The organism is Amycolatopsis sp. NPDC043887, from assembly GCF_056435665.1.
Window position 1 is genome coordinate 1 of record NZ_JBWKEB010000025.1, and the last position, 21,016, is coordinate 21,016.

At 69.1% G+C, this 21,016-nt stretch carries 20 protein-coding genes; 7 read left to right on the top strand and 13 right to left on the bottom strand.

Translation table 11 applies throughout. The features are described from left to right. A partial coding sequence (locus AC069H_RS39415) for a UvrB/UvrC motif-containing protein (protein WP_478235715.1) occupies positions 1-195 on the top strand: 195 nt, incomplete at its 5' end. Between the two features lie 72 nt (positions 196-267). Here AC069H_RS39415 and AC069H_RS39420 read toward each other — a convergent pair. The 5 genes from AC069H_RS39420 to AC069H_RS39440 form a co-directional block, all read right to left on the bottom strand. Continuing rightward, positions 268-1,677: a S28 family serine protease gene (locus tag AC069H_RS39420; protein WP_478235716.1), complete on the bottom strand. Its 1,410-nt coding sequence runs from the start codon at positions 1,675-1,677 to the stop codon at positions 268-270. A gap of 90 nt (positions 1,678-1,767) precedes the next feature. Then, positions 1,768-2,538: an enoyl-CoA hydratase/isomerase family protein gene (locus AC069H_RS39425; protein WP_478235717.1), complete on the bottom strand. Its 771-nt coding sequence runs from the start codon at positions 2,536-2,538 to the stop codon at positions 1,768-1,770. Positions 2,539-2,720: 182 nt separating this feature from the next. Continuing rightward, on the bottom strand, positions 2,721-3,143 hold the full coding sequence (locus AC069H_RS39430) for a hypothetical protein (RefSeq protein WP_340688297.1): 423 nt from the start codon (positions 3,141-3,143) through the stop codon (positions 2,721-2,723). Positions 3,144-3,400: 257 nt separating this feature from the next. Beyond that, the gene (locus AC069H_RS39435) at positions 3,401-4,360 is read right to left on the bottom strand and encodes an ABC transporter permease (protein WP_016335466.1); all 960 of its coding nucleotides are present in this window, start codon (positions 4,358-4,360) and stop codon (positions 3,401-3,403) included. Beyond that, positions 4,353-7,262: an alpha/beta fold hydrolase gene (locus AC069H_RS39440; protein ID WP_478235718.1), complete on the bottom strand. Its 2,910-nt coding sequence runs from the start codon at positions 7,260-7,262 to the stop codon at positions 4,353-4,355. The genes AC069H_RS39435 and AC069H_RS39440 overlap by 8 nt, the downstream gene beginning before the upstream one ends. A gap of 318 nt (positions 7,263-7,580) precedes the next feature. Between AC069H_RS39440 and AC069H_RS39445 the strand changes: the two genes are divergently transcribed. Both AC069H_RS39445 and AC069H_RS39450 read left to right on the top strand, forming a co-directional pair. After that, a complete protein-coding gene (locus AC069H_RS39445; protein WP_478229330.1) occupies positions 7,581-8,555 on the top strand; it encodes a TerC family protein in 975 nt (324 codons plus the stop codon). Between the two features lie 30 nt (positions 8,556-8,585). Then, the gene (locus AC069H_RS39450; protein WP_478235719.1) at positions 8,586-10,547 is read left to right on the top strand and encodes a S9 family peptidase; all 1,962 of its coding nucleotides are present in this window, start codon (positions 8,586-8,588) and stop codon (positions 10,545-10,547) included. Positions 10,548-10,625: 78 nt separating this feature from the next. On the opposite strand, the gene AC069H_RS39455 is transcribed toward AC069H_RS39450, so the two are convergent. The 3 genes from AC069H_RS39455 to AC069H_RS39465 form a co-directional block, all read right to left on the bottom strand. After that, the gene (locus AC069H_RS39455) at positions 10,626-11,282 is read right to left on the bottom strand and encodes an RES family NAD+ phosphorylase (protein WP_478235720.1); all 657 of its coding nucleotides are present in this window, start codon (positions 11,280-11,282) and stop codon (positions 10,626-10,628) included. 97 nt (positions 11,283-11,379) lie between these two features. Further along, entirely contained in the window at positions 11,380-11,961 is a 582-nt protein-coding gene (locus AC069H_RS39460) for a DNA-binding protein (protein WP_340688302.1), read from the bottom strand. Positions 11,962-12,295: 334 nt separating this feature from the next. Continuing rightward, positions 12,296-13,276, bottom strand: coding sequence for a LacI family DNA-binding transcriptional regulator (locus AC069H_RS39465; protein ID WP_125682291.1), 981 nt, complete (start codon positions 13,274-13,276; stop codon positions 12,296-12,298). Between the two features lie 114 nt (positions 13,277-13,390). Here AC069H_RS39465 and AC069H_RS39470 point away from each other — a divergent pair, with 114 nt between their 5' ends. Next, the gene (locus AC069H_RS39470; protein WP_478229333.1) at positions 13,391-14,914 is read left to right on the top strand and encodes an FGGY-family carbohydrate kinase; all 1,524 of its coding nucleotides are present in this window, start codon (positions 13,391-13,393) and stop codon (positions 14,912-14,914) included. Here AC069H_RS39470 and AC069H_RS39475 read toward each other — a convergent pair. Continuing rightward, complete coding sequence (locus AC069H_RS39475; RefSeq protein WP_478235721.1) at positions 14,845-15,531, bottom strand: helix-turn-helix domain-containing protein; 687 nt, start codon at positions 15,529-15,531, stop codon at positions 14,845-14,847. The two genes, AC069H_RS39470 and AC069H_RS39475, sit on opposite strands and share 70 nt — an antisense overlap. Positions 15,532-15,561: 30 nt before the next feature. On the opposite strand from AC069H_RS39475, the gene AC069H_RS39480 reads away from it, so the two are divergent. The 3 genes from AC069H_RS39480 to AC069H_RS39490 all read left to right on the top strand — a co-directional run bounded on the left by AC069H_RS39480 (position 15,562) and on the right by AC069H_RS39490 (position 17,442). Continuing rightward, positions 15,562-15,966 carry an NUDIX hydrolase gene (locus AC069H_RS39480; protein WP_478229335.1) on the top strand — a complete coding sequence of 135 codons (405 nt, stop codon included), beginning with the start codon at positions 15,562-15,564 and terminating at the stop codon, positions 15,964-15,966. Between the two features lie 201 nt (positions 15,967-16,167). Continuing rightward, positions 16,168-16,653, top strand: a complete 486-nt coding sequence (locus AC069H_RS39485) for an MmpS family transport accessory protein (RefSeq protein ID WP_478229336.1) — start codon at positions 16,168-16,170, stop codon at positions 16,651-16,653. A gap of 21 nt (positions 16,654-16,674) precedes the next feature. Then, positions 16,675-17,442, top strand: coding sequence for an ABC transporter permease (locus tag AC069H_RS39490; protein WP_478229337.1), 768 nt, complete (start codon positions 16,675-16,677; stop codon positions 17,440-17,442). On the opposite strand, the gene AC069H_RS39495 is transcribed toward AC069H_RS39490, so the two are convergent. From AC069H_RS39495 to AC069H_RS39510, 4 genes are all read right to left on the bottom strand, one after another. Continuing rightward, positions 17,405-18,091 (bottom strand): histidine phosphatase family protein, encoded by a 687-nt coding sequence (locus AC069H_RS39495; RefSeq protein ID WP_478235722.1) that lies wholly within the window; start codon positions 18,089-18,091, stop codon positions 17,405-17,407. The two genes, AC069H_RS39490 and AC069H_RS39495, sit on opposite strands and share 38 nt — an antisense overlap. A 181-nt stretch (positions 18,092-18,272) precedes the next feature. Continuing rightward, on the bottom strand, positions 18,273-20,141 hold the full coding sequence (locus AC069H_RS39500; protein ID WP_478235769.1) for a Na+/H+ antiporter: 1,869 nt from the start codon (positions 20,139-20,141) through the stop codon (positions 18,273-18,275). A 40-nt stretch (positions 20,142-20,181) separates the two neighbouring features. Further along, on the bottom strand, positions 20,182-20,577 hold the full coding sequence (locus AC069H_RS39505) for a VOC family protein (protein ID WP_478235723.1): 396 nt from the start codon (positions 20,575-20,577) through the stop codon (positions 20,182-20,184). A 5-nt stretch (positions 20,578-20,582) separates the two neighbouring features. Further along, positions 20,583-20,987, bottom strand: coding sequence for a helix-turn-helix transcriptional regulator (locus AC069H_RS39510; protein ID WP_198941864.1), 405 nt, complete (start codon positions 20,985-20,987; stop codon positions 20,583-20,585). Positions 20,988-21,016 lie beyond the last annotated feature (29 nt).

Consider the following 21,016-nt stretch of genomic DNA (forward strand, 5'->3'; position numbering starts at 1 on the left):
AGCTCCGGGATGCTCGCCGACAAGGACGTCGCCGGGATGCCGCGCGCCGAGCTGGCGGATCTCATCCAGCAGATGACGGACCAGATGATGCAGGCCGCGCGCGACCTGCAGTTCGAGCTGGCCGCCCGGCTGCGGGACGAGGTCGCGGACCTCAAGAAGGAGCTCCGGGGCATGGACGCGGCCGGCATCAAATAGCCGCATTTCGTCCTCTGGATGCGATCCTTGCGCCTGCAAGTACCGCAACCAGAGGACGAAACGCGTGAGGGGTCAGAGGCGACGGCGCTCCAGCATGGTCAGGTCGGCATCGAAGTCCGGGAACCCGGCGGGCACCGAACGCGTGCTGACGCCCGGCGAGACCGGAGGCAGACCGGCCCACCGCCGCACGGTGTTCGTCGCTTCGGCGGCCTGGGCCGCGGGAAGCTGCGAGATCCGGGCGCCGTGGTTCCCGCCCGGCACCGTGTAGCTGTAGGAGTCCTTCGTGCCGAAGCCGAGCTTGAACGGCTCCGCACTCCACGGGTCGTTCCCGCCGTAGACGAACATCAGCCGCTTCCCCTGAGACTTCACCCAGAAGTCGATGTCCGGCATCGCCAGGTGGTCGAACCGCGGGATGTCGACCGATTCCGGCACGAACGTCCGCGACACGTTGGAGCCCGGGTAGCGCAGCAGATCCCGCAGATATCCTTCGTAGGATTCGGGGGCGCCGAGCTGGTAGGCCGCCTGGAAGTAGTACGGGACGTAGACCTCGAGGTTCTGGTCGGAGTAGGTGTTCAGGCTTTCGACGCGTTCGAACCAGGCGTAGATCTCCGCCGCCGGAGCACCCGCCTTCGGGATCGTCGCGCAGTCGGACTGCCTCTGGTACTGCCAGAAGGCGAAGTACGAGTCGATCACGGAGATCTCCAGTGACACGTCCGCCGAGCCGACGGTCTTGAACGTGTAGCCGTTCTTGGCCGCGTCGGCGGCGGCGAGCGCCGCGAACTCGGGGCGCCGGGTCAGCACGTCACGCTGGATCGCCTTCAGCGCCGACCGGCAGGCCGGATCGTCGCCGACGTTCGCCAGGAACCGGTTGTAGCGGTCGTGCGCGTTGATGACGTCGTTGGGCGCGACGTACGGGATCGTCGCGTCGACGTCGTCCGGGAAAAACCTACGGAAGTAGGTCGCCGTCATGCCGCCCTTGCTGCCGCCGGTCGCGAGCCACTTGCCCGGATAGATCCGCTTGAACGCCTCGACCGCGCGGTGCTGATCGGCGGCCGCCTGCCAGATCGTCAGCTGCTTGCCCCAGTCCGGACGGTCCGGCCGGGAGGGAGTGAAGAACCGGTACTCCATGGACAGCTGGTTGCCGTCGACGATCTGTGTCGGCTCCGAGCGATTGGGCGCTTGCGAGACGTTGTACCCGCTCGTGTACACCACGGTCGGCGACCGGAATTCCTTGTGCAGCAACGTGAACCGCTGCTGGAAGGTGCCGCGGTCCGGCCTGCGGTGGTCGACCGGCTGGGTGTAGCTGAGTTTGAAGAACCGGTACCCGGTCGGCGCCGGATTCTCCGAGACGACGGTCAGCCCGGGTATCCGCCCGAGCGCGTCCTCGATGTCTCCGGGTGCCGCCTGCGCCGCCGGGGTCAGCCCGGCCAGTGCGAGAACGGTGATCGCCAGAACCGGCCACGCGGCCGTGAGCTTCCGCATCCATGCCCTCCCCATCGGGACCTGTTGAGCGGTCGGATACTCACAGAGTCCCCGCCGGTGGGCAATCGCCTATCCGGTCGAGCCCGAAGATCAGGCCCGGCCGCTGAGCACCCGGTCGACGTAGGCCTTGATGGCCGCGAGGGCTTCGGGGGAGCTCCACAGATCGAGGACGTGGGCGTCGTCGCCGGTGCGGTGTTCGGCGATGCGCTCGTGGAACGGCCGGTGCAGCTGCGCCTTCGTGTGCGCGTACGCGGCCGCCGGGATCTCGGCGAGCTTCCTGGCCACCTCCACCGCCCGCTCGACGACGTTCCCGGGCGCGGTCACCTCGTTCACCAGGCCGAGCCGGAGCGCGTCCGCGGGCAGGTGGGTCTCGCCGAGGAACGTGAGTTCGGCGAGGACGTCGGCGCCGAACCCGGACCGCAGGATCTCCAGCGCCGCCAACGGGAACGGCACGCCGACGAGCAGCTCGGTGATCCCGATCCGGCCGGGGCCGTCGGCGAGGACGCGGCGGTCGCAGGCGGCGGCGAGCACCGCCCCGCCGGCGATCGCGTGCCCGTTGACGGCCGCGATCACCGGGCCGGGGAAACCGAAGACCGAGAGGAACGCGTCCGACAGCGCCGGCAGGAAGTCCTCGAGATAGTCCGCGCCGCCGTCGTGAACACGCCGCAGGTCGACACCCGCCGAGAAGATGCCGCCGGTCCCGGTCAGCACGACACCGCGATGGCCGCCGAGCTGGACGTCTTCGAGCCGGACGACCAGTTCCTGGCAGAACTCGGTGTCGAGGGTGTTCGCCTTGCCGTGCTGAAGGGTGACGACGGCGATCCCGCCTTCGTCGTCCACGCGGATCGAGGAGGTGGCCATGGCCTCGACCGTACCCGAGCCCGCGAGGATCTACAGTGGACCGCTGATCGCGCTTTCGGGTTGCCGCAGCCGGGCCGCGGCGTGGAGTTGTCCACTCACCCAGCCAGATCAGCGGTCCGCCTCCGCGAACCCGAGCCTCCGGCCGAAACTTAGCCGGAGAACCTCAGCCGGGGAGCCACCGCTCAGTCCCGGAGGCGCACGGTGACCGTCGGGCTGAAGGACCGCTTGCGGTTCCAGCCGGTTTCGGCGCCGATGCTGAGCTGGATGGCGCGGTCGGCGGGCGCCCAGTAGCCGGTGCGCACGAAGTAGGCGTCCATCGAACACAGCCTTGCACAGGACTTGCGGTTGCAGATCGTTTCCCAGCCCCACTGCCTGCCGCTCTCCTCGACGCCGTTGCGCCGGACGAAAAGATGCGGATTGCCGATTTCGCGGCAGTAGGCGCTGCCCTCGGAGATGTAGAGGACCCCGTCGATCTTGTAGAACCGATTGTTGTCGAGAAGCGTTACCTGGCCCGAGACGGCGAATCCGACCCGGCCGCCCTTGCCTGCGGTCATGGTCCAATCAAGAGAGAATTCTTGGACCGGGGTCTCGACTGACTGGGTCATGGTGACATCCCCGCTTTCCGCTCGCGTCGGCACCTTTCCACTGAAGATAAGGATTTCCCGGAGGCCTCCGAAGATGAATGCGAGGTTTTCACCCAATGAGTCGATGATCCGAAAATCAATGTTCTCATGCGCATGAAACACCGATTACCGGCGCTAATGGGTGAAGGTCGCCACGGCCAGTGAAAACCGGGGCCCACCAGGGAAGAGGATTTCGTCTTCCCGGTGGACCCCGGTGATTTTCCGGTACGGAAACGCTCTCAGCTGGTGATGTCCTTCGTCGCGAACCGGCGGCCCGCCAGAAGGAAGAACACCGTGCCGTACAACGCCGCGGACAGCATGCCGTTGGCCATGTTCGTCCAGTCGATGTCGGTCGAGATCAGGTCCATCCACGAGAAGGCGAAATGCGTCGGAAGGTAGTCGCGCAGCCCTTCCAGCGCGGTGATCTGGTCGAGGATCTGCGAGACGATCGCGACGATCACCGCCCCGCCGACGGCGCCCAGCGGGGCATCGGTGGCGACCGAGAGCAGCATCGCCAGACCGGCCACCCACGCCAGCTGCAGGATGATGTAGATCGTCGCGAGCCCCATGGCGATGAGACTGTCGCCGAACGACACCGCGTCCCCGGTCGGGCTGATGGCGTCGCCCGCGCCGTACCAGATGACGCCGACCACCAGCGAAACCAGCGGTAACAGGATCAGCGCGACCGCGGACAGGATGCCCGAGACGATCGCCTTCTGCCGCAGCACCCGATGCCGGGGGACCGGCATCGCGAGCAGGTACTTCAGGCTCGACCAGGACGCCTCGCTCGCGATCGTGTCGCCGTAGAACAACGCCACGATCATCGGGAGCAGGAACGTCCCGGAGACGAACAGCGCGAGCACCACGAAGTTCGGCGCGCTCGCGGTGGCCAGGTCGACGAAGCCGCCGCTGCGGCGGTTCGGGTTGGCCTGCCCGATCTCGAACGCGATCACCAGGATGAACGGCAGCAGCGCGACGAACCCCAGCATCAGCTGGGTCCGCCGCCGTTTGAGCTGCCGCTTCAGTTCGACGCCGAGCCGCAGTGTCCGGTCGGCGCGGTACCCCGCCACCGCCCCGTCGGGGCCGACCTCGGTCGGTTCGTGCGACGCGACCTCGGTCAGCTCCAGCAGGGCCGCCGGATCGGTGTGCACGCCGTGATCCGCCCGGGTCGCCGGGCCGGAACCATTGGTCTTACTCACCCTTCGAGTCCTCTCCGACCAGCTGCAGGAACGCGTCTTCCAGACGGCGCCGCGGCCCGGCCTGCTCGACCGCGACCCCGGCCCGCACCAGGACGGCGACCGCCTCGGCGCGTGCGAGACCGTCGAGATCCGCGTGGACCAGTTCGCCGTCGACATCGACGCCGGAAACGCCGCCGACCTTCCGCAGCGCTTCGGCCGCTTCGGCGGGCTTGTCGACGCGGAACGTCGCCTCGCCGCTGGACGCGGCCAGTTCGCCGACCTCACCCGAGGCGACCAGCATGCCGCGGTGCATCACGACCACGTGCGTACAGGTCTGCTCGACCTCGGCCAGCAGGTGGCTCGAGACCACCACGGTGCGCCCGGTCGCCGCGTAGCGCTGGAGCACCTCACGCATCTGGTGGATCTGTGGCGGGTCGAGCCCGTTGGTCGGTTCGTCGAGCACCATCAGCTCCGGCAGGCCGAGCATCGCCTGCGCGATCGCGAGCCGTTGCCGCATGCCCTGGCTGTAGGTGCGGACCCGCCGGTTCACCGCGTCGCCGAGCCCCGCGATCTCCAGTGCCTCGGCGAAATGCGCCTTGTCCCTCGGGCGGCCCGTGCTCGCCCAGTACAGCTCCAGATTCTCCTTGCCGGACAGATGCGGCAGGAAGCCGGAACCCTCCACAAAGGACCCGATCCGGGACAGCACCGGCGCGCCGGGCGCGATCAGGTGGCCGAATACGCGGATGGTGCCCGCGGTCGGCGTGATGAGCCCCATCAGCATGCGCAGGGTCGTCGTCTTGCCCGCGCCGTTCGGCCCGAGCAGGCCGAGCACCTGGCCGGGTTCGACGCGGAACGACAGATCCTTCACCGCGACGAACCCGCCCGCGTAGGCCTTGCGCAGACCTTCGATCACGAGCGGCGTCCTCGCCAGGCTCTCGTCGACGTCGTGGGCACGGCGGCGGCGGAACGCGGCGATCACGGTGATCGCGATCCCCGCGAGCAGCGTTCCGGCGATCCCGAGCAACTGCGCGGTGGGCGCGCCCGCGCCGACCGAGTCGCCGGGAACGACCGGCACACCGAGCCGTCCGCCGTCCGCCAGCCCGATGCGGAACACGGCGGGCTCGACCGGCGTCGCGAACGCCTGGTCCGTCGTGCCGACGACCAGCCGAAGCGTGTGCCCGGCCTCCAAGGGACGCACGATGCCCGGCAGGGTCACCGTCACCTCGACCGGGCTGCCGTCGGCAGGAAGGCCCGAGACGCGGAAGGGCGCGACGGCGTTGGCCGGAAGTGTCCGGACACCTTCCGAGTTGACGTCGTAGAGCTTCGCGAACAGGACGGCTTCCTTCTGGGGAGCCGCGGCGGAAGGATCGGCCGAGACCTGCAGCCGGACCGTCGACGAACCGGCCGCGATCGTCTGCGCGTCGAGCGGCGGTGTCGCGAACTGCGCGGCCTGCCCCGGCGGGTCCAGGCTGAACAGGCCGGAAAGCCGGGACGAACCCGCCACCGCCCCGTTCAAGCCGGGGATCCCGCTCACCGCGGCGGGATTGCCGCCGGCGGGCCGCACGACCGGCTGGGCCGGGCCCGCCAGGGTGAACTGCCGCCGCTCGGTGGCGTCCCCGGTCGCTCCCGGGTACGCCGGTGCGGTGACCGTCCGGACCGAGGGGGCGCCGTTGGCCCGCAGCGTGCCCTGGATGTCGTAGCTGAACCCGGTACCGGGATCGGTGCCCTGCCCGGTGAGGGAGAACTTGAGGAAGTCGGCGATCTGCGCGCGCAGTTTCTGCCCGGGCTTCCCGCCGTCGTGGCCGCCGGTGTACCAGATCGTGCGGACCTTGCCACCCGCCGCGGTGATCTGCCGGGCGGTCGCGTCGGACTGGTCCAACCCGAACAGCGTGTCACTTTCGCCCTGTACCAGCAGGGTCGGCACGGTGATCTTGTCCGTCACGGACGCGGGGGACACCCGGCGGAGCAGGTCGACGGTCTTCTGGCTCGCCTTCCCCGTGGTGGCGAGCTCGGTGTAGGCCTGGCAGACCTCGGCGGTGAACCGTCCACAAGGGTCGGCCGGGCCGGACGGTGGCCGCTGCCCGTTCTGGCCGCCGAGCGGCAGCGACTGCGCCGCGGCCCCCGCCGCGCCCGTGCCCTGTGCCGCACCGGATTCGCTCGTCTCGTCACCGGCTTCGGGCGCGTCGTTGGCGGGGGAGCCGCTCTGCGCCGCGCCGGAACCGGCGGAGAAGAAGATGCCCGCCCACGACTTCTTGAAGACGCCGTCCGCGGTGAACGCGCCGGCGGCCGGGGTCGTGGCGTTCGGCGCGGCCGGAGCGGCGGCGTTCGGGAAGAGGCCTTGCGCGAGATCGTTGTAGGTGATCACCGGCGCGATCGCGTCGACCCGCTTGTCGGTCCCGGCGAGCAGCAGGGAAAGCGCGCCGCCGTACGAAGCGCCGGACACGGCCACCTTCGGGTCGCCGTTCTCGCTGAGGACCTCGGGCCGGGCGGCCAGACCGTCGATCAGCTTCTTGGCGTCGGCGACCTCCCGGTCGGGGTCGTTCAGCGCGATCTTCCCGGTGCTGCGGCCGAAACCGCGCGCGGACCAGGTAAGCACGACGAAACCCTTGTCGGCGAGTTCGCGGGCTTCGGTGGCGACACTGTTCTTGTCACCGCCGAAACCGTGGGCGAGCAGGACGGCCGGAGCCGGGGTCTGTTCGGGCAGATACGTGGTCGTGTCGATCTTCACGACCTCGGACGAGCCCGGGGTTTCGGGCAGGTCGAAGGTCGCGTCCTGGGTTCTGACCGCGGACGGGGCGGGTTCGCCGTTCGTCCACACGACGGCCGCGGCGGCCAGGACCACCACGACCGCGGCGAGCGCGGTGAGTTTCGCGCCTCGCGTGCGAGGGAGCGGGATTCGGGGCACGGAATGACCGTATTTCACCGAAGCTGAGAACCGCTTCCCCGGCACACACGGACCACACAAGCGTGCCGTTAAGCCGCCACCGGAACGGGTACTCAAGGAGCGAGAAGAGGTGGGTGTGACGGGAGTTACGCCATCATCTTGGTGACAAGGGCAACCTTAACTGGCGTCATGCGTACAGACAGGTCAGACTGGACCAGCTGTGAGGGGAGTATTCCTTCGCGGCGGTGTCGTCAGCACGGTGGTCTTCGCAGGCCCCCGGCACCGTCGGCCGGTTTCGCACCGGCGGAAGAGACCTCCGGTTAGTTGCTGCTGTGCACTTTCCGGAGGGTTGGTTACATGTCTGTTCCCCTGTGGCTATGGATCGCCACGGTCGGCGGTCTGCTCGCGCTGATCGCACTCGACCTGGTCATCGTCGATCGCAAGCCGCATGAGGTCACCACCGGCGAAGCCGCCAGGTGGGTCATCTTCTACATCGCCGTGGCCGTCGCGTTCGGCGTCGGCGTCTGGGTGTTCGCCGGACATGACCCGGGGGTCCAGTTCTTCACCGGGTACATCACCGAGTACTCGCTGAGCGTCGACAACCTGTTCATCTTCATGATCATCATGACGTCGTTCAAGGTGCCCGCGATCCACCAGCACCGGGTGCTGCTGATCGGCATCCTGCTCGCGCTCGCCATGCGAAGCGTGTTCATCGCCGTGGGCGCCGCGCTGATCGCGCAGTTCGTCTGGGTCTTCTTCCTCTTCGGCGCCGTCCTCATCTGGACCGCGATCAGCATGGTCCGCAACAAGGACGAAGAAGAGGAATACGAGGAGAACGCGCTCACCCGCTGGGTGCGCAAGCTCTTCCCCGTCACCGACGAGTGGCACGGCCACAAGTCCTTCGTGAAGAAGGACGGCAAGCGCTGGATCACCCCGATGTTCCTGGTGATCGTCGCGATCGGCAGCGCGGACCTGCTGTTCGCGGTCGACTCGATCCCCGCGATCTTCGGTATCACGCAGGAGGCCTTCCTGGTCTTCACCGCCAACGCGTTCGCGCTGATGGGCCTGCGCCAGCTGTACTTCCTGCTCGGTGGCCTGGTCACCAAGCTGGTGTACCTGTCCTACGGTCTCGCGGTGATCCTCGCCTTCATCGGCGCCAAGCTGTTCCTGCACGCGCTGCACGAGTACCACGTCGTCCCGGACTGGCTGGACATCAACAACTGGGTCTCCCTGGGCGTCATCGTCGTGGTCCTGACCGTGACGACGGTGGCCAGCCTCGCGAAGGCGAAGAAGCTGGAAGCCGCTGAGCAGGAGTCTTCAATCAGTAGTTAGAGCTGCTAAGGATCGGGTACCGTCGGGGCCGTGCGTCCCGTTGACATCGAAGCCCTGACGGTCCCCGGCATCCTCGCGCTGCACGGCGACCTGCTGCTCACCGCGGTGAGCAGGCCTGATCTGAAGACGAACAGCTACCGCGGAGCCCTGCGCAGAGTCGATCCGGGTGGCGGCGGAGAACGGGCCTGGACCCACGGGACCAAGGACTCCGCCCCCGCCATCTCGCCGGACGGCCGATGGGTCGCGTTCCTCCGGGCGGGAGAGGGCTCCGGGCGTGCGGCCAAGCCGCAGGTGCACGTGATGCCCGCGGCCGGTGGCGACGCGAAGCGGATCACCGGCCTGCCCCTCGGCGCGGGTGCCCCGGTCTGGGCACCCGATTCCCGCCGGATCGCCTTCGTCGCCCGTGTGCCCGAGCCGGGCCGCTACGGCAGCGAGAACGCGGACGGCGAAACGCCGGAGCCGGGCGAAGAAGCGCCGCGGCACATCACGAACCTCTTCTACCGCGTCGACGACGTGGGTTTCCTCAACGACCGTCCACAGCGTCTGTTCATCGTGGACGCCGTCGCCGCGTTGGACGAGGAGCCGCCTGCCGAGCTCACGCCGCTGACCGACGACCGGGCCGACGTCGACCATCCCTCGTGGACGGTCGACGGCGAGCAGGTCCTGTTCACCGGCCCGCGTGACTGGGCCGCCGAGGACACCGTCCGTACGGATGTCTACGCCGTGCCCGCGGGCGGTGGCGAACCCCGGCTTCTGGTCCGGACCATGGGCACAGCGGACCGGCCGGTCGTCGCCCCTGACGGCTCGATCCTGTTCTACGGCAACGAATTCCCCGGTCTGGAGGACGTCGCCCGCAACACCGGGCTCTGGCGGGCGCCGTGGCCCTCCGGTGACGAGCCCTCGTCCCCGCGCCGGCTGACCGACGTCGAAACGGTGGATTGCGACAACGCCGCGGGGCCTCCGGTCGTCGTCGGCGACGAGGTCCTCGTCGTGGTCAGCACCCGAGGTGCCGCCGAGCTACGTGCCGTTCCGCTCGACGCCGAACTGGCCGAGCTGAAGTCTCTGCGCCACCTGGCGGGTGAGCGCACCGCGGTGAAGTCGTTCGCCGTCGACGGCGAACGGATCGTCGCGGTGATCGGGACTCCCGAGAGCTCCGGCGACGTCGTCCTGCTTTCGGACGGTGAACCGCGCGTGCTCACCGACTACTCGAAGGCGTTGCGGGACAACGGGATCCTGCCGCTGGAGGAACTGAACGCGACCGCCCCGGACGGCTACCCGGTCCACGGCTGGGTCGTCCGGCCCGAAGGAGACGGGCCGCATCCCGTGGTCCTGATGGTCCACGGTGGACCGTTCGCGGCGTACGAATGGAAGGTCTTCGACGAGGCGCAGGTGCTCGCCGCCGCGGGCTACGCCGTCGTTCTCGGCAACCCGCGCGGTTCCGCCGGCTACGGCGAAAGCCACGGCCGGAGCATCGTCCACGGCCTCGGCACCGTGGACGCGGACGATCTGCTGGCACTGCTGGACGAAGCGCTCAAGCTGCCGAATCTGGACGGTGACCGGGTCGGCGTGATGGGCGGCTCGTACGGCGGTTTCATGACCAGCTGGCTCGCCGCGCACCACGGCGGCCGGTTCCGCGCCGCGTGGAGCGAGCGCGCGGTCAACGCCTGGGACTCGTTCGTCGGCAGTTCCGACATCGGCTGGTTCTTCGCCGGGGGCTACGCCGGCGACGACATCGAAGAGCAGCGCAAGCGCAGCCCGCTGACTTACGCGGGGAAGATCGACATCCCGTTCATGGTCGCGCACTCCGAGCAGGACTGGCGTTGCCCGCTGGAGCAGGCGCAGCGGATGTACGTGGCACTGCGGCAGAACGGCGTCGCGGCCGAATTCCTGCTGTTCCCCGGCGAGGGACACGAACTCACGCGTTCCGGGCTGCCGCGGCATCGGGTGCAGCGGTTCGACGCCGTGCTGGAGTGGTGGGGCCGTCACCTCTGATCTTCGGTCCCTGGACTGCAATGAAGGGGCCTTTCATAGCAAAATTTGCTATGAAAGGCCCCTTCATTGCACGAGAGGTCAGCTGAGAAGCGTGTAGTTCAGCTCTTCGCACACCCGGCCGAGCGGCACGTCGAGCCCCGGATGGTCCAGCGGGAGCAGCACGTCCGGCGCGACCGGCAGCGAATCCCCGGCGGGCGGGTCCCACAGCGCGAGCGCGGGGCCGCCGGAGTCCATGGACGACCGGTACCAGACGCCGTCAAGGTCACCGAAGGCGGCGCGGATGGCGCGGGCCCAAGCCTGGGTGATCTTCTTCGGGCCGCTGGAGATCTCCTGCGAGGCGCCGACCCTGGTCGGCCACAGGCCGGCGAGGTCCAGCAGCCGCAACGTGCGGGTCGGCCGGACGACGACCAGACGCGGGCCGCGGGACTTGCGGTCGACCGTCGACGTGGTCTGGAAGACCTCCGCGATGCTGGTGCGCACGGTGAGACCGAAGTACAGGACGCCGTTCCCGGGGTCGGTGACCGGACGGCCGCCGCGACCGGAGGTCTGCGGGTCGAACCGGCCGTGCGGGAGCGGGCCGGTGTAGCGGAACGAATTCCACTGCTGGGGGTGGTTGCCGTGCGCGGTGAAGATCCTGACCAGCCTGGTGCCGGGGTGCACCGTCACCACGTCGTTGGTGCGGTGCAGCTCCTTGACCAGGACAGAGCGTGCGGGCGGCAGGGGGAGCCGGGCCATACCTCGGGAGTCGTCCGTCCTTGTCGGGTGATCTTGCTCGGTGGGGTCAGCCTACGGCCTACCCCCGACTGAAATTTTCCGTCGTCGGGCAAGGATCTCAGAACGGCGAGCCGAGTGTGGCCACCAGTCTCGCGACGTGCTCGGGGTCGCCGCCGGAGAGGAGCCATTGGCGCGGGGTGGCGGGGTGCTCGTTGATCACCAGATCGGCCTGCGGAGTGCTCATGAACGCGGCGACGACGAGCGCGGGCTGATCTTCGGGGACGGCGCGCAGCACGACCTCCAGGCCGGGCAGCACCCCCGAACCGGCGAACTGCCAGGCGGGCAGTCGCCAGCCCTGGTCCTTCCAGCCGGTGAGCCTGCCCTCCTTCAGGCGGTGCCGGATCCTGCTGTCGTCCACGCCCAGTGCCTTCGCCGCTTCCAGCACGCTCAGCGCGGAATCGGCGAGTACGGCGTGCGCGGCGACCGTGCGGGCGCGGAAGTCCGGCTCGTCCTCGCCCCGGGGGGAGAGGTCCAGGCCGACGTCGGTGAGCGCGGCCCGCTGGTCCGCCGAGAAATAGTGCGACGGATCGGGGTTCGGTGGAGTCAGTCTCCGCGCCGCGTCCTCGACGAGGTTCAGGAACTCGTTGGCGTCGACCTTCAGGCCCGCCTTGGCGAGAACGTTCTCGAGCGCTATGGACATAGCGCCTAGGGTAACGCGTCTGTGCGGGTTCGTGCGGTCTCATCTCGGTTTCGTGGGGGAATTCACCAGAGATGAACACAGAGTGCACGGAATCAAACACGCGCAGTAGGCAATGTCGCCATAGTCTGCCCGGATCGGGCGAGCTTGTCCAGGAGTTCGGCTTGACAGGTGGTAAACGGGAACTTACCTTCCGAAAGGTAAACGATTTCTTCCCACCGCTTCGGAGAACCCGGCTGGTGTGGGCCGGCTTGGGGGAACAAGGGGGTGGGGCGTTCCTGGGCGGCCGGTGCGAACCGGTCGCCCAGGCACGTCGTGCACCTGGGATCTCCGGGCGTCAGTCGCGCCGTGAACTCCGGCGCACGATCAGTTTCGCCTGCAGCGTGGTCGTGGTGGCCTTGCGCGTGCTGTCGCCGATCCGGGCGAGCAGCAGCTCGGCGGCGACCCTGCCCACCTCGTTCGCGGGCTGGGCGACCACCGTCAGCGGCGGGTCGATCAGCGTCGTCCACGGCGCGTCGTCGAACGACACGATCCCCACGTCCTGTCCCGATCGCAGACCGCGTGCGGCCAGTGCTTCCAGGACGCCGATCGTCATCGTGCTGTTGCCGACCAGCAGCGCGTCCGGCGGCTCGGGCTCATCGAGCAGGCTGAGCGCGGCGAGCCTGCCGCCCTCGGCGCGGAACTCGGCCCGCCGGGTGAGCGCGTTCTCCTCTCCGACGGCATCGGTGTAACCGGCCAGCCGGTCTTCGGCCGTGCGCACCCCAGGCGGCCCGCTGACGCAGGCGACCCGCCGGTATCCACCATCGAGCAGGTGCCGGGTGGCGTCGCGGGCGGCGAGCCGGGTGTCGACCAGCACCTGGTCGCCGGTGTTCTTCAGCAGTGGCCGGTCGACGGCGACCACGGGAGTGCCGCGTTCGGTCAGCCGGTCGACGTTGGTGGCCCGGCCAGTGGGGGAGAGCACCACGCCGGCGACCCGCTCCTGGAGGGCGACGTCTATATAGCGCCGCTCCTTCTCCTCGTTGTCGTCGGCGTTGCACAGCACCACCGAATAGCCCGCCGTCTGCGCGATGTCCTCGACGCCGCGGGCGATCGCGGTGAAGAAGGGGTTCTCCACGTCGGAGATGATGAGCGCGAGTACCGCGGTCTCCTGACGGCGCAGATTCCTCGCGAGCCCGTTCGGGTGATATCCCAATTCGGCCGCGGCGGCCTGCACCCGTGCCGCGAGCACCGGGTCCACAGTGGACTTCCCGTTGAGCGTTCTCGACACGGTCGCCGTCGAAACCCCGGCCTTCGCCGCCACGTCGTTGATGGTGGCCACCGTGACCTCCCCTTCCGCAGGTGTGTTGACACCCTCGCACGGGAAGAATAGCTTGACCGACAATCGTTACCATCCGCTGATCGCGCTACTCGCGCGGAGGAGTTCGGAGGCGTCGTGCGGGAACCGGGCCTGGTGCTCGGCATCGACATCGGCACCTCCAGTTCCAAAGCCGTCCTCGTCGATTCCCGGGGCACCGTGGTGGCGCGGGCAGCTCGGCCGCACGAAACATCCCGCCCGCATCCCGGCTGGTTCGAGCACGACGCGGAAACCGTGTGGTGGCAGGACTTCGTGGCGTTGGTGAGGGAACTTTCGGCGGGCGCCGGGGATCATCCCATCATCGGAGTGTCGGTCAGCGGGATCGGGCCGGTGTTGTTGCCGGCCGACGCTTCCGGGAAGCCCTTGCGCCCGGCGATCCTTTACGGTGTCGACACCCGCGCCTATGACGAAATCCGGGAATTGAACCGCGAATTCGGCGAAGAATCCATTGTGGAACGCGGCGGGAGCGCACTCGGCTCACAGGCCGTCGGGCCGAAATGGCGCTGGCTGGCCAAAAACGAGCCGGACGTATTCGAGCGGGCGAAGCTCTTCTTGATGGCGAGTTCGTTCCTCGTGCTGCGCTTGACCGGTGAATACGTCCTCGACCATCATTCGGCGAGCCAATGCGATCCGATGTACGACCTGCGCGAGGCTCGTTGGGCGGCGGACCGGGCCGCCGCGATCGCCCCCGGCGTCGAGCTGCCGAGGCTCGCGTGGCCGACCGAGGTCGCCGGTTCGGTCACCGCCGAGGCAGCCGCGGAAACCGGCCTGCCGCAAGGGATCCCGGTCACAGCGGGGACGGTGGACGCCTGGGCCGAGGCGACCAGCGTCGGGGTCACCGCGCCCGGGGACACCATGCTCATGTACGGCACCACGATGTTCCTGATCCAGATGCTCGCCGATCCCCGCCCCGGGCAGGGGCTGTGGACGACGCGTGGTGCCTTCCCCGGCAGCTACTCGCTCGCCGCGGGGATGGCCACCTCCGGCGCGATCACCGATTGGCTGCGGGATCTCGTCGGCGGCGAGTTCGGGGAACTGGCCGCGGCGGCGGCCGGGGTCCCCGCCGGCAGCCGCGGTCTGCTGATGCTGCCGTACTTCGCGGGAGAACGGACACCTGTGCCGGACCCGGACGCGAGGGGGGTCATCGCCGGGCTCACCACGTCCCACGATCGTGCCGATCTGTACCGCGCGGCCCTGGAAGCCGCCGCGTACGGCGTTCGGCACAACCTCGAAGCCATGCGAGAGGCCGGTGGGGGCACCGGCCGGTTCGTCGCCGTCGGTGGCGGGACACAGGGCGGGGTGTGGACGCGGATCGTCAGCGACGTCGCGCGGATCGACCAGGAGATCCCCGCGGAAACCATCGGTGCCGCGTTCGGAGACGCCGTTCTCGCCTCGGTCGCGCTGGGCTGGGAACCGGATATCGAAGCCTGGAACCCCGTCGCCGAGATCGTCCGCCCCGGCGCGGACGCCGAGGTCTACGACGAGTTCTACCCGCGTTACCGTGACCTGTACCGGTCCACTGTGGACATCGCTCACTTCCTGGCACGGAAGAACTCACTCGCTTTCAGCCCGGAGAGCTCCCGGCAGTCCCGGCTCAGGTGAGCCTGATCGGCGTACCCTGCCGAAAACGCCAGCGAGGCGAGATCCGGCGCCGTTCCCGCGAGGCCGATGGCGCGCTGGAACCGGGTGACCCGCAGGTACGTGGCGGGGCCGTAGCCGACCGCGAGGGTGAACCGCCTCCGCAACTGCCGCTCGCCGGTGGTGAACCTCTCCAGCGCGGCCGAGACCCGGGGCGCACCGCTGTCCAGTCTGGCGATGAGCTCCGAAATCTCCCGGTCGGCTCGTCCGGTTCCGCGCCGCACGGCGACGGCGGTCAGCGAAGCGGCACCTGAGAGCACCCGTTCGGCCAGTAGTTCGCCTTCCCTGCCCCACATGTCGCCGAGGGGGACACGCTGATCGCGTAGCTCGTCGGCACCCAGGCCCAGGATGTCACCCGCTCTGCCGGGGGCGAACCGCACGCCCTTTGCCCGTTCGCCGGTCTCCCAGATCCAGGCCGCGGTGTCCGGCCCGGCGACGAAGACCTCGCCGCCGCTCTCCACCAGGTCCACGCAGCCGTCGGGCACGATCCGCTTCGGTGCCGTGCCCGTGTCCTCCCACAGGCAGCGCACCATGCCTGCCAGCTCGCCGGGCGCCGTCGTCTCCCGATACACGGTTGCCATGATGCCCCTGACCTACGACAGAATCAGGCCGTGTCCGAAGCAGAGATCGATTCACTGGCCTGGATCCACGTCCGCGACCGCCGTCTGCTGTCGGTGCGGACCAAGGGCAAGGCCAAGTTCTACCTTCCCGGGGGCAAACGTGAGCCGGGCGAGGGCGACGTCGCCGGACTGTGCCGGGAGATCAAGGAGGAGCTCGGCATCGAGCTCGACCCGCAGAGCTTTCGCTTCTTCGCGGTGCTGAACGAGCAGGCCGACGGTTTCGCGGACGGCCGACGCGTCCGCATGACCTGTTACACCGCCGGCCATCGCGGAGAGCCCGCGCCGGGCCGCGAGATCGCGGAGTCCGCCTGGCTGTCGTCTGCCGACGCGCATCTCTGCCCGCCGGCGGGGCGGCGGATGCTCGGGCTGCTCGCCGAGGCGGGTCTCGTCGATTAGGCTGAGATCACTCAAAGTGAGCTGTTCGGCTCACTGTGCTTACGCCGATCGCCTCATAACCAGGGATTCTCCACTCAGTGGGACACCCAAAAGGGTGAATATCGGGTTTCTTCCCGATAACGGCTAACGCGGAGTCACCTTCGTGCGAGAAGTAGACGACGCGCTCGACGGAAGCGCGCTCGGACGAGAGAAGACCTCTCCATGGGTGTTCCCACCGCGACCCCTCCGGCATCGGCGCCGGTGCAGGGTGCCCCCGGCAGGCTGAAGCCGCTGGGGACCGTCGTGGTCGTGCTGGGTGTGATGGCCGTCGCCGTCACCCTGACCAGCTACGTGCTTCCGAAGGCGTCGAGGCCTGTGCAGAGCCCGCCCGTGCCACAGGTCGAACAGGCCGTGGCTGCCGTGCGCACCGTGATCCACTCCGTCGTCTACGAGCTTTCCGGCGCGGAGGGCGCCCAGAACGTCACCTACGTTGCGCAGGGTTCGGAACTCATGCAGAAGACCGAAGTGACGGCGCCGTGGAGCACCACCTTCGAGCGCAGGAGCGAGGAAGGCCGCGACGAGTTCTACAGCCTGTCCGCGCAGGGGTCGGGCAGCGGCGCGCTGCGGTGCCGGATTGTCGTCGACGGCGTGGTCGTCAGCGACCGCACCGCCCCCGCCGCGGGCGCGCCGGTCACCTGTACCTCCTGACCCTGCGGCAGGATCATCCGCGTGACGGATGGTGCGATCGCGTTCGGCCCGGTGCTCGCCGTGGTCCTGGCCGTGCTCGCGATCTTCGGCGCGGCGGTGGTGCAGTTCGGGCGGTTGGGGCAGGGCAAGGCGGTGCTGTTCGCGGCCGGACGCGCCGTCGTGCAACTCGCCGCCGTGTCGCTGGTCATCGTCGGGATCCTGAAATCAGGCTGGCTGACCGGCGGTTTCGTCCTGCTGATGTTCACGATCGCGGCGGTCACCTCCGCACGCCGGATCGGCGTGGCGAAGGATCTGGCGTGGGTCGCGCTCGCCATCGCCTCCGGCGTGGTGCCGGTGCTGACCCTGGTGCTCGCGACCGGGGTGGTCCCGTGGCGGCCCATCGCGATCGTGCCGATCGCCGGCATCGTCATCGGTGGCGCGATGTCCGCGACCTCTCAGGCGGCCAGGCGGGCCCTCGGCGAACTCGTGTCACGGCACGGCGAGTACGAAGCCGCGTTGGCGCTGGGATTCCTGCGCCGCCCGGCCGCGCTGGAGATCTGCCGCCCCTCGGCGGGACACGCGCTGATCCCCGCCCTCGACCAGACCCGGACGGTCGGCCTGGTGACCTTGCCCGGCGCCTACGTCGGTGTCCTCCTCGGTGGCGCCGGGCCAGTGCAGGCCGGGGTGACCCAGGTGCTCGTGCTCATCGGGTTGCTGGCCGCCGAAGCGGTCGCGGTCCTGGTCGTCGTGCACCTGGTCGCGGCGGGCCGGATCAGCCGAAAGGCGACTGAAGATGCGACGTGTCGTTGAACCGCCGCACCATCCAGTCTTCGCCCGACACCACCAGATGCGAGATCGAGCCGTTGTCCACGCCCAGGAACGCGAACCGGTTCTTCGCGCCGCTCGCCTGCGCGAAGACCTCTCCGATGACGCCGCCATGGGTGAACACGGCGATCCTCCGGTCCGGGTTGGCCGCCGCGAGCCTGCCGATGGCCGCCCTGATCCGGCCGCCGAACGACTCCATCGTCTCCGCGCCGGGAATCACGTCCCAGCGCTGTTCACGCCACAGCTGCTCGACGATCGGGTGACCTTCGTAGGTGTAACGCCGGAAAAGCCCGTTCTCCCAGTCGCCGAGGTGGATCTCCCTCAGCTCCGGCTCGACCTCCGGCGTGAGCCCGAGCTTCGCCGCCAAGGGCGCCGCGGTCTGCGGCGTCCGGCGCAGTGTCGTCACGTACAGCGCGGAGATCCGCTCGTCCGCGAGACGGCGCCCCACCCGCTCGGCGTGGTCCCTGCCCTCCGGCGCGAGATCCGGATCGGCCTGCCCGTCGACGAGGTCGAACGGCGCGCTGCCCTTCGCGGGCGCCGATTCACCGTGGCGGACAAGGAAGATCTCGGTCGCGCCCGGCGGAGGTGAGAACCGGTGCTGGCGGTATTCGACTTCCTGCGCAGGGGTGCTCATGCTTCGGACGATACCCAGGTCGTGTCCGGTGAGTCTTGTCCGCGGTCTTCGCGCCCAGGTGGTCCCTGACGGCACGGGCGGATGCGGCCGAATACGACCCGGTACGAGGCCGATCCGCCCGCACCGCCAGGAACCACTTTGATCACTAAGCCCATCGGACAAGACTCACCGGACACGACCTCTAGCCCAGCTGTTTGTCCACGAAACACCAGCGCCAGGTCTCGCCGGGTTCGTGGCTGCGCATCACCGGGTGCAGGGTGTCGTGGAAGTGCTCGGTCGCGTGCTTGCCCGGTGAGGAGTCGCAACAGGCGACGTTCCCGCATTTGACGCATTCGCGCAGGTGCACCCAGGTCATCCCGTTCTCGACGCAGACGGCGCACAAGTCCGGGGCGCTGGGTTCGATCGCGTGCCACTCCTTGGTCAGATGTTTGCACGATCCCGCCGTCGCGGCGGGGGTGCGCAGTTCCCGATCGGAGTCCGGCACGGTCTCCTCCTCCCTGTCCAGCATGGATTCCTCGATGTCGAGGCGTTCGAGGATCCGGCGCAGGACGTCATCATCGGCCATCCCGGAGTCGCGCGCCTCCAGGAACTTCTCCCGTTCGACTTCGAGCAGCCGCAGCCGCAGGCGGCGGTACGCGTCGCTCGGCGTTTCGGTCAGCGCGCTCTGCCTGCCCAGTTCCTCCCACGCCGAGTCCGAGCGGTGCTGGAGCCGGCTGCGCAGGCGTTCGACGATGTCGTCCGGGTCCTCGGGAGTCCGGATCTTCTCCAGTTCTTCGAGCGCGGCCCTGGTCATGTCGTGGAGCACGGCCGCCTCCTGGAGCGCGTCCTCGGCCGGGTCGGGCGGCGGCAGTTTCAGGCGGCGCACCAGCACCGGCAGCGTCGTCCCGTGCAGCAGCAGCGTTCCCGCCACCACGACGAACGCGACCAGGACCAGCACGGCCCGCTGCGGGGTGTCCGCGGGCAGCACGAACGCGGCCGCGAGCGTGACGACACCGCGCATGCCCGCCCACGCGATCACGGCCGAGTACCGCCACGGCCAGGCGTGCCGGCGGAATACCCGCCGCGCCAGGCCGATACCCGCCATCCAGACGATCCGGGTGACGATGGTCGCGGCCAGGGTGGCGGCGCAGATCAGCACCAGTTCCAGCGCGGTCAGCCCGCTGTCGCCGACCTTGGTCATGATCCGGCGGACCTGGAGCCCGATCAGCAGGAAGACGATGTTCTCCAGCAGGAACTGGATGGTCTGCCAGTTCAGCCTGCTGGCCAGCCGGGAGCGGCCCGAAAGCATGCTCGGCGCCTTGTGCCCGAGGATCAGCCCCGCGACGACAACGGCGATCACGCCGGAACCGTGGATCGCTTCGGCGGCCAGATAGGCGACGAACGGGACCACCAGCGAAAGCGCGGTGTCGGTGACCGGGTCTTCGAGGCGGGTGCGGATCAGCGCGGCGAGCGCGCCGACGGCGAACCCGATCACCAGCCCGCCGCCCGCGGCCAGCAGGAAGTCGCCACCGACCTGCAGCAGGCTCACCGAGCCCGCGATGGCCGCGATGGCGGTCCGCAACGCGACCAGCGCGGCCGCGTCGTTGAACAGGCTTTCGCCCTCCAGCAGCCTGGTCAGCTTGCGCGGCATCCCGACCTTGCGGGCGACGGCGGTGGCCGCGACCGCGTCGGGCGGCGCGACCACCGCGCCGATCGCGAGCCCGGCGGCCAGCGGCAGACCGGGGATCACCAGCCACGCCACGACCCCGACCGCGATCGTGGTGAAGATGACGAGCCCCACCGACAACAGCAGGATCGGCCCGCGGTTGCGGCGGAAATCGATGAGCGACGTGCGGATCGCGGTGGCGTACAGCAACGGGGGAAGCAGCCCCAGCAGCACGACCTCCGGGTCCAGCTCGTATTCCGGGACGCCCGGCACGTACGAGGCGGCGACCCCGACGGCGATCAGGCACAGGGGTGCCGACCAGTCGAGTTTCCGCGCCGCGGCGGTGACCAGGAGGACGGCCACCACCAGTGCCACTAGTTCTACCGCGATCTCCACGCCGCTCATCATCACCCGGGAGCGTCAGAGCGCGCGCACCGAGGCCGGGCTACCGCTCCTCGAACCGCACCAGATTGCCCGCCGGGTCGCGGAAAGAGCAGTCGAAGGCGCCGTAGGACTGTTTCATCGGTTCTTGGACGACGTCCGCTCCCGCCGCCTGGATCCGGTCGAAGGTGGCGATCAGGTCCGGGGTGGAAAGCACGATTATCCCGTGGACGCCCTTGGCCATCAGTTCGGCGATCGTGGCGCGTTCCTCGTCGGTGATCTCCGGATCGGCGGCGGGCGGGCGGAGCACGAGCGACGTCTCCGGCTGCCCCGGCGGGCCGACCGTGGCCTGGCGCGGGCCTTGGGCACGCACCTCGAAGCCCAGGATGTCGCGATAGAAGGAAAGTGAAGCCTCGAGATCGTCTGCCGGGAGGTAGGACGCCTGAATCGAGAGAGTCATACGACTCAAGGTAGGTCGGCGCGCGGCGGCGTCGCTTCTCGATTCCTGATCGGTCGCATGACCTGTTTGACGACGCAGCCGGGCATGCCCCGGCCGTCCTCCGCCGCCTGTTTGCGGTACGCGCTCGGCGAGATGCCGACCAGTTCGGAGAACCGCGTGCTGAACGTGCCCAGCGACGAGAAACCGACGTCGAAGCAGACCTCGGTGACCGACATGTCCCCGCGCCGCAGCAGCATCATGGCCCGCTCGATCCGGCGGGTCATCAGGTAGCTGTACGGCGATTCGCCGTACGCGGCGCGGAACTCGCGGCTGAGGTGCCCGGCGGAGACGTGCACGCCGCGGGCCAGCGCCTCGACGTCCAAGGGCTGCGCGTAGTCGCGATCGATCCGGTCGCGGACACGGCGCAGCATCGCCAGGTCCCGCAGGCGCGGGTCGGGTT

Coding starts and splice junctions, on each gene's coding strand:
- AC069H_RS39425 (WP_478235717.1), bottom strand. CDS start 2,538: ATGGCCACCTCCTCGATCCGCGTGGACGACGAAGGCGGGATCGCCGTC.
- AC069H_RS39485 (WP_478229336.1), top strand. CDS start 16,168: ATGGGTGTTCCCACCGCGACCCCTCCGGCATCGGCGCCGGTGCAGGGT.
- AC069H_RS39475 (WP_478235721.1), bottom strand. CDS start 15,531: ATGGCAACCGTGTATCGGGAGACGACGGCGCCCGGCGAGCTGGCAGGC.
- AC069H_RS39420 (WP_478235716.1), bottom strand. CDS start 1,677: ATGCGGAAGCTCACGGCCGCGTGGCCGGTTCTGGCGATCACCGTTCTC.
- AC069H_RS39505 (WP_478235723.1), bottom strand. CDS start 20,577: ATGACTCTCTCGATTCAGGCGTCCTACCTCCCGGCAGACGATCTCGAG.
- AC069H_RS39495 (WP_478235722.1), bottom strand. CDS start 18,091: ATGAGCACCCCTGCGCAGGAAGTCGAATACCGCCAGCACCGGTTCTCA.
- AC069H_RS39455 (WP_478235720.1), bottom strand. CDS start 11,282: ATGGCCCGGCTCCCCCTGCCGCCCGCACGCTCTGTCCTGGTCAAGGAG.
- AC069H_RS39460 (WP_340688302.1), bottom strand. CDS start 11,961: ATGTCCATAGCGCTCGAGAACGTTCTCGCCAAGGCGGGCCTGAAGGTC.
- AC069H_RS39430 (WP_340688297.1), bottom strand. CDS start 3,143: ATGACCCAGTCAGTCGAGACCCCGGTCCAAGAATTCTCTCTTGATTGG.
- AC069H_RS39445 (WP_478229330.1), top strand. CDS start 7,581: ATGTCTGTTCCCCTGTGGCTATGGATCGCCACGGTCGGCGGTCTGCTC.
- AC069H_RS39510 (WP_198941864.1), bottom strand. CDS start 20,987: ATGCTGCGCCGTGTCCGCGACCGGATCGATCGCGACTACGCGCAGCCC.
- AC069H_RS39500 (WP_478235769.1), bottom strand. CDS start 20,141: ATGAGCGGCGTGGAGATCGCGGTAGAACTAGTGGCACTGGTGGTGGCC.